Genomic DNA, 13,095 nt, shown 5'->3' on the forward strand with positions numbered 1-13,095 from the left:
TACTGTGACTCCTTCGCCGGAAGTCACAATGCATGTGCATAACCACATCGACATCATCGGAGACAAATGTTCACGGGTAAAGTGAACTCGAGAGAGCTTTACAAAGTCTTTAGATTGTCTTAATGAACAGGGTAGAGGAGTGGTGATGTGATCCATAGCGCCTTATTAAATCCTTTCGACACTACGGTATACCACTTTATAAACGGGTTCGCTGGCCGCAACCACATACTTGATGCTGTCATGGTCTTCTTCGCAAAGGACGCGTTGGAAATTTATGCGGCGCTGTTTATCATCGCGTGGTTTGTTCTACCTAAGAAGGACATCGACAATCGACATGCACTCGTGATGGCAGGTCTCTCTGGCGTATTGGCGCTAATCATCAATCTTGTGATTGCACACATCTGGTTTCGACCACGTCCGTTTACCGTTTTTAAGAAGGGGACGTTTACGCAGTTGGTACCGCATGTCCCGGATGCATCGTTCCCAAGTGACCACGCATCTGGAAGTTGGGGCTTTGCAGCGGGGTCATGGGGTAAGCAACAGAAGTGGATTAGCTACACATTCACAATTATCGCAGTCATTGTCATGATCGCGCGTGTATTTGTGGGTGTTCACTATCCGACGGATGTTATCGGCGGAATGGTCATCGGCATTATTGCCAGCAGAGTTATGTGGAAACTCTCGCGCTTTGTTCTGCCAATCACAACCTTTGTCGCGAAAATGTTTAAGTTCGGACCGCAAGCGAAAGTCGCCGAGCACGAACGCTCGGTAGCCCCGTAATCTGGAAACACCCCGCAGGCAACTGGCTTTGCGGGGTGTGTTTTGTCGTTTCGAATGACACGCTCCAAGTCCCCTGGCACAGACTTTCTCTTTCTTTGTGTGGATATAATTCTGTATAATTGCTATATCTGCGCTGCTCAGACGGGTAGGAAGTCTCGCATTCCCATCGGTACGAGGGGGATTGCCATGCCGGCAATACGAATTCTGTCGAGAGTCCTTGTGGTTTTGATATTCGTATTCATTGGATTTTTATCTTGGTGGATTTTGAGCGCCAAAGAAAAGAAATTGGTCCGTTTGACAAGGCACCTTACAGAAAATCCAACTGACAACGCAATTAGAGAATACATCGCGATGGTCGGAAAAATGAAGATTCCTTCCAAAGAAGCTATGTTTTGGGGTCACCTTCGAGAAGCGTACGAAGCCGTTCTGAAGAGCACAGCGGATGAATCAACTAAGCAACAGTTTCGCTCGTTCCTTCGAGACAAGGGTGCACGTTGGGCCAGGTAAGCACCCAACAAGTCCTTGCCCGCTAATTGAGAGTGGCGTCCGTCAATGGGATCAAATTGTGTTGTGAATTACAGCGGAACGGGAGTGGTGAATGCATTGGCAACATTGGAAGTCGTTACGCGTTGGGGGACAATCCCCGCTAGGTATCAGTACTTACAACAAACGACTCCGTCGTCGAAACTAGCTGTTGTGTTCCCCGGTGCAGCCTACAACTTAGATGCTCCGCTGATGTGGTACGCCGCACGAGCAGCTTTCCAAGCCGGGTGTGATGTCATCGGTGTGGAGTATGGATATCAAGCGAATCGAACTGATTTTGATGCTGATGACCTTGGTCATTTAGTTGATGAGGTGACTGGCGCACTAGAAAATGAGGCCAGAGAACGGTATTCGGCCATCGTCTTTATAGGCAAAAGCCTTGGGACGGTCGTGCAAACGGAAGTTTCGCGCAAAGTTTCGTTGCCAGTTCGTAATCACGTGTTCCTAACCCCAGTAAGGCGAGTGGTTTCTTTCATACGCCAATCAGAGAACGCTCTTGTTGTCGTTGGTGACGCTGATCCTCTGTTCGGAGCTTCAGAGATTGCGCAAATCAGCAATTCAGCCACCGTCCAGTTACACGTCATAGCAGGAGGAGACCACGCGCTGGAGACCGAAGATTACAGTGATTCCATTGATGTACTGAAAAAGGTAGCCATCCTCTGCAATGAATTTTGTAGTAACTCCATTTAGGTATGAGTTCTTTGGACCCCAGGGAAGCCTACAGTAGAACTCGACAATGATCATGTGGTGGAGGTTCCATTGTCAAGAAGGAACCTCCCTGCTTTCACGAGGACGGTCAACTGGAGGCGTTCGCAGTGAGTTTGGAGCAATGGACATTTCGTGTCGCGGTAGCCACTGCAGCGGTGGGACTGGCGCTGTTTGCAGGTTTTGGCTTCCGAATAAAGGCCGGTTTGCGCTTCTTATTCGTCACGTTACACGTGGTGGGTGCGACTTCTACAGTCATCATGTTCTGTGTCCTGTTTGTCCGCTGGATGAGACACCCTGCTGCATCGCATTCATACGCTGGTGTCATTCTGTGGGTGTCACTCATCGTGATCCTCGCGACGTTTCTCTCCGGTATGTACTTTTACTTCTTCTATAATGTGCGTCGGCGCCGATTGCACTATCCCTTATTGGTTTCACACCTCATCATGGCGGCACTTTCCTTTTTCTGCGTGATGGCAAGTGTTGCAGAGTTGTCGCCATACGGGCTTGTGAAGTCGCATCTCTTCCTTGGGCATGATTATAACTTCCAGAAGCACGAGCAGGGACAGCACGCGCAAGCAATGCACAGGTGACCATAGAAACCCATCCGTCTTGCTCCCGTGCTAGGTGGAGATGAGATCGGAGACGGTAACGAATTCATATCCCCTCCGCCTTAGTACGGGAATGATCTGCTTCAATGCAGTGACTGTTTGCCTCCGGCTTCCGCCTTGATCATGAAACAAAATAATGTCACCGCTTTTTACTTGGGATAGAACTGTCTTGACGATCTGATGAACCCCTGGATTTGCCCAATCTCCAGAATCGATGCTCCACATCACGACCTTATAATGATGGTCTTCTGCGACCTGTAGGATTCTCTTATTGATGCGCCCCCGTGGAGGTCGAAACATCAACGGTTGTTCGCTTCCAGTGGCTTCTTGGATTGCCTGCTGTGTACTGGACAATTCGCTGTAAATGCGTTGTTCCGAAAGACTGGTCATGATTTGATGTTTGAACGAGTGGTTCGCTATCTCGTCGTGTTCGCGCAACTCTTCCGTAAGGACTTCAGGTAACCTTTCGACTCGCGATCCAATCACAAAAAACGTTGCTCTTGCATGGTTTTCTCGAAGGGTTTCCAGAATGATTGGGGTAAATTTGGCGCTCGGGCCATCATCGAAGGTTAAGGCGACAACTTTCTTATCTGTAGGGACGCGCTTGACGGCTGTCGCAGTTGCAATATTGCCGGGAATGCACCAGACAAAAATGGCGCAGGCAATAACTCCGGTTTTCCAGTTCAAGTTCCAAAACTCCATCCATATTCGAGAATCAATCATCGTTATATTCCCCAAACGGACGGTGTGTAATGAGTAGGCGAAGACCTTGGGAACATTTGCAGGCGGCAGGGTTCTCCAAGGTCGAGGAAGAATCTATGGCGGGTATGGTGCTGCAGGACTTTGACCACAGACTCCCTGTCAACCCAGACATCTGCGTTGAACAGGTTTCGCCGAGAAGTTTTGCTTAGGGACTTACCCGTGGTTTTTGTGCGGGATACTCCATGCGACCAATCCAACGATAATCATAAGAATGCCGACCGCACAGACACCCGGCCATTGCCATTGACTCCATGCGTAACTGCCAAGCGATGAACCGATTGATCCGCCGATGAAATAGCTGACCATATAGACTGTATTCAAACGATTGCGGGCTTCTGGAACCAAACTGTAGATTCTTGCTTGGTTCGAAATTTGTGCCCCTTGAACACCCAAGTCCAACAAGATTACACCGAGTACAAGTCCCCACAGGTGATAGCCAAAAAGCCAAAAGGTGATAAATGAAAGTAGTGTAATCGCAATTGTGATGCCGACTACCATCTTGGCACTGAAGCGGTCAGCAAAGCGTCCTGCGATAGGGGCTGTTGCAGCGCCGACCACTCCTATTAAACCAAATAGCCCAGCGATTTGGCTTCCGTAGTGATATGGCGGGACTTCAATGAAAAATGCGAGTACGGTCCAAAATACACTGAACGCCCCAAACGACATTGCTCCAATGATGGAAGCTTCCCGCAACGTTCTCTGCTCCACAATCAAGTGTCCAATGGAGCTGAGTAGTTGCTGGTAAGTAAGTTTTGCTTCAGGACGACTTTCTGGTAGTAACATGCGCAGGAGGACTGCGAGGGCGAGCATGAGAAACGCTGCAACCCAGTACATCGAACGCCAACCAAAAGAGCCGCCGATGAACCCGGCCACCGTGCGTGCTAGGAGCACGCCAATTAGCAGCCCGCTCATGACCTTGCCAATGACTTTTCCGCGTTCCTCTGGAGCCGCCATGTGGGCAGCCAGTGGAATCAGCATCTGTGGGACGACGGTCGTGACGCCGACTGCAAGACTCGCCAGGTCCATCCATAGTATGTTCTGTGCGGTTGCCACAGCAATCAGGGAAAGTGTGACGGCAACCAGTAATATCAGGATGATGCGGCGTCGCTCGTGCATATCGCCAAGTGGAACAAATAAAAACATACCCAGCGCATACCCCATCTGCGTACACATAGAGATGATTCCGGTTTGTTGCGCGGTAGCATGGAAGGTGCGCCCAATGTCGGCCAGCAAGGGCTGGTTGTAATAAAGGTTTGCGACTGCGACTCCACAGGCAACCGCCATCAAGAGAATGAGCCCATTAGACAATGATTTTTGCTTTGCCTCTGTCGTTATGATGTTTTCTATCATCGTCGCTCCCCTTCACGATTTCCTGTTGTTTTGAAAGTCCGGTGTTTGCTTAGAAGTGGTCATCAAAGAGGTGTCTGGGAACAAACGGGTTTGTGATGACAATGGACTAAACAGCTAAAGAATAATAACGAACTTAATTATTTACTGCAACTTTGCAGAGAGAAGGGACACCTGCCGCAGGGTTGGAACAGGTTCCATCTTAACCTTTACAAAGTGAAAGTCTCACAATGTGGGTGATTGAAAATTAGTGTAAAATCTTCAGAGGAATCGACATTAAGCAGGGGTGTCTAAGAAGCTTGGTGTTGAACCGATTACATGCAGGTGGTCGTAAGGAGGAGTGTCAGCGGAATGGTCGACAGGCGTGAAGAGCTAGCCCTCTCTCGGATTCGGCTGCAACACGGTTTGACTCCACAAGTGACTATGCTGCTGGGGATCGCATTGTTGTCGGCAGCAACTTTTTATATGGTGCAACCATTTTTTGTGATTTACTTTCGAGAGGCGCTTGGCTTTTCAGTATCTCAGTCGGGATTGCTCGTCGCGTTACCTTTCTTACCTGCGATTCTATTCGGTTTACTTGGGGGATATATTTCGGATAGGATCGGAGTTCTACGGTCGTACACACTCGGATTGCTCATATATGGCTTAAGCGTCGGGGCTATTTCCTTTTTGAACCAATTTATTTACATTTTGATTCTCATGATTGTGTCCGGATTCGCAGTGTCCGTTATGTCCGGTGGCATTCAGAGCGTCATTACCTTAGTTTCCGTGTCTGAGCATCGTGCTCGCCTGCAAAACTACCTTTATTGGATAAACAATGTTGGAGCTCTCTTAGGTTTGTTAGTTGCGTCAGAGTTGTTAAGAGCAGGGCACTCTAATGTTCCCATCATTCTACTTGGAGTGACGCGTGTTGCCATGTTCCTGCTCTTTGCATCACTCTTTTGGAAAAGGATTTCTTCAGAAAAAATGAGACACGAGGCGAGACCTTCTGCGAGGTCTCTCATGGTGCCAGTTTTTAAGGCTGCTCTGTCAGATAAAGCGTTGTTGCTCACGACATTGTCGGTTTTCCTGCTCACAGTCATGGAATCTCAACTGGATTCTACGATACCTTTGTATTTCACGGAACACTTTAGTAATGGTGTTGTACTCTTTGGACCTATTGTTGCAATTACTACGGTTATGGTAGTGATTGGTCAACCCATTGCGCTTAGACTGTTTTCTTACAAAGATGCCACCATCGTATTTAGTATTGGCGCATTGTGTACGGGGGGTGGCTTGGCCTTAGGAGGAATGGTGGGTAGCGTCTGGTCTTGGGTTGTTGGAATGGTGCTCTACTCGATTGGAGAGGCTCTATGGGCTATTAAACTCAACGACCAATTGAGTTCCTTGCCGACTGAGGGCAACACAGCGCTTTATTTCGCGACGTTTGCGACTGCTCAAAATTTGTCGTTTTTCATCGGGATCAGCCTTGGCAGTCTGGTGTATCACTCGGTGCAGGCTTCGGTTCTCTTTGGCAGCATGATTGTAATAGCGGTCATCGTGTCTGTTTCTTTCGCGCTTGCCTTCAAAATTCACCAAGAATCGACCGTGTCGATGAATGCAGTAAAAAATGACTACGGGAGTTGACCTGATGGACTCTTTCCATATGGACTCTTTCCATGAGCAGTTGAACAAATACGCAGCGTTAATCGTGAATATTGGTGTCGATGTTCGGCCAGATCAGGTGGTCCTGATCCGGGCTCCTATTTTCGCAAGTGACCTGGTCCACCGGATAACCACCGAAGCTTATGCACGTGGAGCACGCAGGGTCCATGTGGATTGGCAAGATGAGCAATTCGAGCGACTCGTTTTGTTGCATTCTCCATTGTCAGAACTCGAAACAGTTCCTCAGCATAAAGTCGGTTTCTTTGAGCTGTTGGCGGCGGAAGGAGCAGCAATCATCACAATCTATTCTCCGGATCCGGTCATGTTGAGAGATATTGCTGTAGAAAAGCTGGGGACAGTGCAACGTGTCTTAGGTGCAGCGTACAAAAAATTTGCAAGTTACATGCTCGAATACAAAGTTCCCTGGTGCTTGGTTTCCGTGCCAAATCCCAATTGGGCCCAAAGTGTGTTTCAGACTTTAACGGCGCATGAGGCAGTCGAGCGACTCTGGGAATTGATTTTCACCGCAACACGAGTGAACCAGGCAGATGCAGTCCAGTCCTGGATACAGCATGTAAGTTCCCTTAGGCAGCGCCAGGATACGTTAAACGGTCTCCACCTTACGTCACTGCACTATACGGCGCCAGGAACCAATTTGGAGGTTCAACTTCCGAAAGGACACATCTGGAAAGGCGGGCAGCGGCAGACTCAGGCAGGACAGTCATTCGTTCCAAACATCCCTGCGGAGGAAGTCTTTACGGTACCCAAGAAGTATGGTGTGAATGGGACTGTTCGGTCCACCAAACCATTAAATCTTGGCGGACGCCTAGTCAACGAATTCACTGTTGCCTTTAGAAATGGTTACGCGGAGGAAATTAAAGCGTCAACGGACGAGGAGACCAGCATCCTTGAAGCAATACTTCAGTCGAGCGACACTGCTCGGTACCTTGGAGAGGTCGCGATTGTGCCGGACAACTCACCCATTTCGGAACTCGGGATCATCTTTCAAAACACCCTATTTGACGAGAATGCGGCATGTCATTTAGCCTTTGGGAATGCCTATCCGGTTTGCCTACAGGGTGGGGCTGAGATGACAGAAGGAGAACTGGAAGCCAATGAAATCAATGTAAGCACGGTCCACACAGATTTCATGATTGGTTCTGGCGAACTGAGTATCGTTGGAAAATGCGAAAATGGAGCCGTGATTGAGATTCTAAAACACGGAAAGTGGATTCTGTAGTATTCGCATTATCACCCAACTCTCGGCCCTGAAAAGCGTAAGAAACGTGCCGTCTCAGCGGTTTGTCTCTTGGAAGCTGGTCTTTGAAATCTGTTCTGTTTTTGTGTTGAAGGTAATCCGTACGTAAACCCCAAACTCGTGTTTATCGTCTTTGAGCCATAACTTGAACACTTCTCGTGTCGTTGATGGTGATACAGCTTGTCGCCCGACGTGTAAATAGTCAACCACGGATGCCCGCGGGTAGCGCTTTTGAGTCTCGGAAACCGCAAACTTACCCCACTTTGCATAGTCAGGTTCGGGTTTGATGTACGGGCTCTGTATGCTTTTCACCGGTGCAGCAAAGACGGTCGTGGAGTTGACCATTACCGGGACGACCATGAACAGGCTGCTTAAAGCTACTCTCAATGGCTTGCTGACCAAGCTAACGTCCCCCTAAGGACAATTGTGATTACAAAATAAGAGTGCCCACAATGTCAAAAATCAGTACGAAATTCATTGTCATCGCATTGCTGAAGTCAGACGACAATCATTCTGTTAGGGTAGAATTACTCAGCTTAGTCGGGTTACGCTAAATGGACTTTGGGTTTTATGGAACTGAGATCGACAGACAGTGATGAGTGAGGAGACACGCATATGAGACACCCGTTGCACGAGGTCAGTTGTCATTTGACACAGGTCGCCAGGGGGGAACAACCTGCCGACCTAGTGATTCGCGGTGGAACTTTAGTGAACGTGTTGACGGGCGAATTTCTCGAAAACACCGACATTGCAGTAGCAAAGGGACGAATTGCCTTTGTAGGAGAATGCCGATTTGCGATTGGTACCGATACGGAGGTCATAGAAGCTAGGGGAAGATTTGTCGTTCCAGGTCTTATCGATGGTCATATGCATGTGGAGAGTACTATGTTGACCGTTACAGAATTTTCAAAGGCCGCCCTACCCAAGGGCACGACGACAATTTTCATGGACCCGCATGAAATTTCCAATGTATTCGGGAATCGTGGAGTAGAACTCATGCAAGCAGAAGCGAGGGAATTGCCGCTTAAGGTTTACACGACTTTCCCATCCTGCGTACCTGCCGCCCCGGGATTAGAAGACTCGGGTGCGACGATTACCGTTGAAGATGTGGGGAAAGCCATGCAACGGGATGATGTTGTCGGCCTTGGAGAAGTCATGAACTTTCCAGGAGTGGTTTTTGGGGATGAAACCATGAGTGGGGAAATTCGGGAAACCATCAAGGCCAGAAAAACCGTAACCGGTCATTTCCCGAGTGAGAACGAGGGAATGCTGCAGGGGTATATCGCCACAGGTGTTTCGTCTTGCCATGAGACTGTGACTCGGGAGCAGGGGTTACAGAAGTTGCGGCTTGGCATGCACCTGATGATTCGCGAGGGTTCCGCGTGGCATGACGTGAAGGAAGTTGTTAAGGTTGTGACTGAAGACCATGTGGACACAAGGAATATATCTCTTGTTACAGACGATGTGTATCCCCAGACGCTCATCGAGCAGGGACATCTGAATCACGTCGTTCGCCGCGCTATCCAGGAAGGGGTTGCTCCGATGGTGGCGATTCAGATGGCTACCGTTAATCCCGCTCGCTATTTTCATGTTGAAGACAACCATGGAAGTCTCACGCCAGGTAAATACGCTGACATTTTGATAATTGACAACCTCTATCGCTTTGAGCCCGATGTCGTAATTGCAGATGGGCAGATTGTGTTTGACCACGGCAGATTAATGCAAGGGCTTTTCCCGACGTTCGATTATCCTCATGAGGTTAAGCACTCCATTCACCTTCACCATCCTCTCACAGTCGGGGACTTCCAAGTCGTGACTTCTGGTGAACGCGACAAGACAGTAGTCAACGTGATTCAAGTGATTGAGAACAGCGCGAGGACTCAAAGGGTAAAGGCAACGCTGCACGTTGAACAGGGAAGAATCATGCCCGATGTCGCGAACGATATTCTTACGCTCGCCTGTGTTAGCCGCCATGACGGCCAAGGCGGGATTGCGCTCGGTTTTGCGCGTGGATTCGGACTTCAAAGAGGGGCTGTTGCTTCAACCGTGGCCCACGACAGTCATAACCTGTTGGTCATGGGTACGAATCCAGAGGACATGGCTGTCGCCGCCAACGAACTTGCAAAGCTCGGCGGAGGGATGATTGTGGTAGACGGTGGCACGGTTAAAGGTGCCGTACCGATGCCGATAGCTGGACTCCTTTCCGATAAATCTCTCGGCGAAGTCGTTCAAGAAGTTGGGCAGTTGGAAGGGGCTTGGCGACAACTAGGGTGCGAAATGAACGCCCCTTTCATGACATTTTCGCTGATTGCGCTGCCCGTAATTCCCGAAATCAGAATCTCGAACCGGGGCCTTGTCGACGTTGAAAACTTTCGCCTGATTACTCTGGAGGACAATGATTAAATCAAGGGTCATCCATCGACTTACAGTTGACGCAGACTACTAATCAGGAACTGGCCGGACCGTTCTCGCCGATGTTTTTATATCCGTAAAGTCCTCTGCCGACACGTTCAATTTGTCCGTTGGACTTATGCATGAGATTCGTCATCTTCATGGATGGATTCTTGCCCCATTCCACTTCCTTTACGAGCGCAGGAAGTTCAGATGCCTTAATCGGTTGCCCGATAGCTTTTAGCGTGTCAATCAGTGCGTTTAGTTCTGTAGTCGACCGATTCACCTGATTAGACTGGCTGTTACCTGCCGACGTTTCTTCGGAAAGAGGTGCATCGTGCATTTGGAGGTCGACTTGTTCGGTTTTGAACGATTCCTTTAGAAAGGCACCAATCGTAGCTTGTGTCTGTTCCGTGATTTTGGCTACGAGTTCTGCCGCTAAGCGGTCTACTTCACTGTGAACGACATGAAGAACGTCCTGAAGTTTACGCTCGACAGCGTGTTCCACAACCTCTGGAAGGGACTTTGCAATGGCGGCTTCAACGGCAGTGGAAAAGATGGAGGCGAACGTGCTAAGCCCTTCTTGAGTAAAGGTGGCAGCTACGTTACCTGGAGTGCTTGTGGTGACCTGATTTTGTCTTCGATTGCTGTAATTGGGTCGTCTGTTTCGCTCATCATTCTCAAAATCAACATACGGCGACTGGTTTCCTCTGTTGGATTGACCTTGTGTCCATGACATGATAATTGGCTCCCTTTGATTGTAAATGGGGTTTGACCAGCGGGTGGGTTGCTTCGTTAGTATATAGATTTACCTACAGGAACGCTAATGTATGTCTGATTGACCTAACGTGTGTTGGATCATGTGATTTTTCGGGAACGAGGTGCAAGGAACTGAAATGTCTTATGAACTTCCAGAACCTTGGTAAACGCTACGTTCTGGGCACACAACACCCCGCCTTCTGGCATGGTCGAGATTTTAGCAGACGGGAGATATTGGCTCACGGCATTGACTAGTGTGTCACGGTGTTTTTGATACGCACTCCGTAATTCATAGTGTCAGGCGATACCGGCGGGATCCACAGGCTAGGTGCAGCGTATTTGAGCGACTGCAAAATGGCCGGCGGAAAAACAAGCTCTGGCACGAAACTCCTCCTTGACTTGTGTGTCGGCAACATTTCGGGCGCGGTTCGGGCGGGAACAGGGCTGCTGCCGACACGCGCGAGTGAACGCCAATGGACACTACTGATTCGTCTCGTCTTCGTCGTACGTCTCGACTACTAGGTCGTCAGTCTCTTGCGTCCGGACTTTGTGGATCACGACCGTTGGTTCGGGTAGGATGGTCTGCAGGTGCTGGTCTTCATAGCGGACCAACTTGCCGGCGTGTTCAATAATGCGGTCGGCAAGCTCAGCACGAACATCTGTGTCTGTAGTTTGTCGGAGGTCTTCGAGTCCGGCTATGACCGCTTGGCCGTGCAATGAGATATCGTTTCGCAGTGTACTAGCGCAAGTGCGACAGAGCGGGATGTGGTGGTGCATCACTTCACCGGGACGCCGTTCGCACCAAACGCACTTGAACATGGGTGGCAGCTTTCGTTTTGGCCATCGCAGGAAGTTCAGCATACCTAGGACACCCCCCATTACTCCACTCCCTTCATACTATACCTTCGAAGTGGCGTCTGGTCGCCCCTATGCCTGTGTGTTATATTATTTGCTATATACAGAGAGCTAGGAGAGGAGCATGTCCGGTATGCACAATGTGGACGCCTCGGACCCGGTATCTGGCGTACGAGGACTGGACATAGAAGACATCCGCCGCGCATTTCACACCGTGCAGGAAGTCACTGTCGATACCCCGCTCACGCGCAACGCCGTGCTCTCCGACCGCTACAACTGCAACGTGTATCTCAAACGGGAAGACCTTCAGCGCGTCCGGTCCTTCAAGATTCGAGGCGCTTACAACTTTCTGCGCAACTTGTCTGCCGATGAGTTGATGCGCGGAGTCGTCTGTGCGAGCGCAGGCAATCATGCGCAGGGAGTGGCCTACTCTTGCCGACAGCTTGAGGTGCACGGGTCCATTTTCATGCCGACCACCACACCGCGTCAGAAAGTCTCTCAGGTGAAACTGTTCGGTGCGTCTTTCGTTGACGTCCACCTCATCGGCGACACCTTCGACGATGCATACGTGGCTGCCATTGCCTACTGCGACGAGAAGCAGCGTATTTTTGTGCACCCGTTCAATGACCCGCTCATCGCGGCTGGTCAAGGGACGGTAGGCATCGAAATCATCAACCAGATGGACGCGATGAAGACACCGGTAGACTTTGTGTTCATGAGCATTGGCGGGGGTGGACTGATTTCAGGTGTCGGCAGTTATGTCAAGGCGGTGAGTCCTTACACGAAAGTCATAGGTGCGGAGCCTGCAGGGGCTCCGTCGATGAAACGGTCGTTCGAAGCAGGCAAGGTAGTCGCTCTCGAAGAGATCGACAAGTTTGTAGACGGTGCGGCTGTCAAGCAAGTTGGACAGCTCACGTACGAGGTCTGCAGGGAAGTCGTGGATGATATCGTGATCGTGCCGGAAGGGAAGACCTGCACCACAATTCTCGAACTGTACAATGAGAACGCCATTGTGGCAGAACCCGCAGGCGCCATGCCAATTGCGGCGCTCGATTTTTACCGCGACGAGATCGTGGGAAAAAACGTAGTCTGCGTCGTCAGCGGGGGGAACAACGACATTGACCGGATGCAGGAGATTAAAGAGCGGTCTCTGATTTACGAAGGGCTGATGCACTACTTTCTCATCCAATTTCCGCAGCGCGCAGGCGCCCTGCGTGAGTTCATTGATCTTGTGGTTGGCTCTGATGACGATATCACGCGCTTTGAATACATTAAAAAAAACAACAAAGAAAATGGCCCCGCGCTCGTAGGCATTGAGTTGAAGCAGCGGGAGGACTACGCGTCGCTGATGGACCGCATGCGGACGCACGGTATCTCGTATATGGAAATCAATCGCGATCCGGCGCTCTTCCAACTTCTCATTTAGGGTCATGAAAAAGA

General features: G+C 49.9%; 15 protein-coding genes. 9 read left to right on the top strand and 6 right to left on the bottom strand.

Annotation, left to right across the window (positions count from 1 at the left end):
* Positions 1 to 147 precede the first annotated feature (147 nt).
* The 4 genes from JC200_RS15105 to JC200_RS15120 all read left to right on the top strand — a co-directional run bounded on the left by JC200_RS15105 (position 148) and on the right by JC200_RS15120 (position 2,621).
* Positions 148 to 780: an undecaprenyl-diphosphatase gene (locus JC200_RS15105; protein ID WP_274432511.1), complete on the top strand. Its 633-nt coding sequence runs from the start codon at positions 148 to 150 to the stop codon at positions 778 to 780.
* A gap of 186 nt (positions 781 to 966) precedes the next feature.
* Positions 967 to 1,287, top strand: a complete 321-nt coding sequence (locus tag JC200_RS15110) for a hypothetical protein (protein WP_274432512.1) — start codon at positions 967 to 969, stop codon at positions 1,285 to 1,287.
* Positions 1,288 to 1,383: 96 nt separating this feature from the next.
* Positions 1,384 to 2,013, top strand: coding sequence for an alpha/beta family hydrolase (locus JC200_RS15115; protein ID WP_274432513.1), 630 nt, complete (start codon positions 1,384 to 1,386; stop codon positions 2,011 to 2,013).
* A gap of 125 nt (positions 2,014 to 2,138) precedes the next feature.
* Complete coding sequence (locus JC200_RS15120; RefSeq protein ID WP_274432514.1) at positions 2,139 to 2,621, top strand: hypothetical protein; 483 nt, start codon at positions 2,139 to 2,141, stop codon at positions 2,619 to 2,621.
* A 30-nt stretch (positions 2,622 to 2,651) separates the two neighbouring features.
* On the opposite strand, the gene JC200_RS15125 is transcribed toward JC200_RS15120, so the two are convergent.
* Positions 2,652 to 3,326 carry a polysaccharide deacetylase family protein gene (locus JC200_RS15125; protein WP_274432515.1) on the bottom strand — a complete coding sequence of 225 codons (675 nt, stop codon included), beginning with the start codon at positions 3,324 to 3,326 and terminating at the stop codon, positions 2,652 to 2,654.
* 65 nt (positions 3,327 to 3,391) lie between these two features.
* Here JC200_RS15125 and JC200_RS15130 point away from each other — a divergent pair, with 65 nt between their 5' ends.
* Positions 3,392 to 3,550 (top strand): hypothetical protein, encoded by a 159-nt coding sequence (locus JC200_RS15130; RefSeq protein WP_274432516.1) that lies wholly within the window; start codon positions 3,392 to 3,394, stop codon positions 3,548 to 3,550.
* Between the two features lie 4 nt (positions 3,551 to 3,554).
* Here JC200_RS15130 and JC200_RS15135 read toward each other — a convergent pair whose 3' ends face one another.
* A complete protein-coding gene (locus tag JC200_RS15135) occupies positions 3,555 to 4,751 on the bottom strand; it encodes an MFS transporter (protein ID WP_274432517.1) in 1,197 nt (398 codons plus the stop codon).
* 348 nt (positions 4,752 to 5,099) lie between these two features.
* Between JC200_RS15135 and JC200_RS15140 the strand changes: the two genes are divergently transcribed.
* Both JC200_RS15140 and JC200_RS15145 read left to right on the top strand, forming a co-directional pair.
* A complete protein-coding gene (locus JC200_RS15140; RefSeq protein ID WP_274432518.1) occupies positions 5,100 to 6,374 on the top strand; it encodes an MFS transporter in 1,275 nt (424 codons plus the stop codon).
* Between the two features lie 4 nt (positions 6,375 to 6,378).
* Positions 6,379 to 7,632 (top strand): aminopeptidase, encoded by a 1,254-nt coding sequence (locus tag JC200_RS15145; RefSeq protein ID WP_274432519.1) that lies wholly within the window; start codon positions 6,379 to 6,381, stop codon positions 7,630 to 7,632.
* A 54-nt stretch (positions 7,633 to 7,686) separates the two neighbouring features.
* Here JC200_RS15145 and JC200_RS15150 read toward each other — a convergent pair whose 3' ends face one another.
* Positions 7,687 to 8,052, bottom strand: a complete 366-nt coding sequence (locus JC200_RS15150; protein WP_274432520.1) for a YqzG/YhdC family protein — start codon at positions 8,050 to 8,052, stop codon at positions 7,687 to 7,689.
* A 213-nt stretch (positions 8,053 to 8,265) separates the two neighbouring features.
* Here JC200_RS15150 and ade point away from each other — a divergent pair, with 213 nt between their 5' ends.
* On the top strand, positions 8,266 to 10,053 hold the full coding sequence (ade, locus tag JC200_RS15155; protein ID WP_274432521.1) for an adenine deaminase: 1,788 nt from the start codon (positions 8,266 to 8,268) through the stop codon (positions 10,051 to 10,053).
* 43 nt (positions 10,054 to 10,096) lie between these two features.
* On the opposite strand, the gene JC200_RS15160 is transcribed toward ade, so the two are convergent.
* The 3 genes from JC200_RS15160 to JC200_RS15170 all read right to left on the bottom strand — a co-directional run bounded on the left by JC200_RS15160 (position 10,097) and on the right by JC200_RS15170 (position 11,661).
* Positions 10,097 to 10,780 (bottom strand): hypothetical protein, encoded by a 684-nt coding sequence (locus JC200_RS15160; protein ID WP_274432522.1) that lies wholly within the window; start codon positions 10,778 to 10,780, stop codon positions 10,097 to 10,099.
* 271 nt (positions 10,781 to 11,051) lie between these two features.
* Positions 11,052 to 11,183, bottom strand: coding sequence for a hypothetical protein (locus JC200_RS15165; protein WP_274432523.1), 132 nt, complete (start codon positions 11,181 to 11,183; stop codon positions 11,052 to 11,054).
* Positions 11,184 to 11,280: 97 nt separating this feature from the next.
* Complete coding sequence (locus JC200_RS15170) at positions 11,281 to 11,661, bottom strand: hypothetical protein (protein ID WP_274432524.1); 381 nt, start codon at positions 11,659 to 11,661, stop codon at positions 11,281 to 11,283.
* 118 nt (positions 11,662 to 11,779) lie between these two features.
* Here JC200_RS15170 and ilvA point away from each other — a divergent pair, with 118 nt between their 5' ends.
* Positions 11,780 to 13,081, top strand: a complete 1,302-nt coding sequence (ilvA, locus tag JC200_RS15175) for a threonine ammonia-lyase IlvA (RefSeq protein WP_274432525.1) — start codon at positions 11,780 to 11,782, stop codon at positions 13,079 to 13,081.
* Positions 13,082 to 13,095: the final 14 nt, after the last annotated feature.

Source organism: Alicyclobacillus sp. ALC3 (assembly GCF_028751195.1).
GTDB lineage: Bacteria > Bacillota > Bacilli > Alicyclobacillales > Alicyclobacillaceae > Alicyclobacillus_L.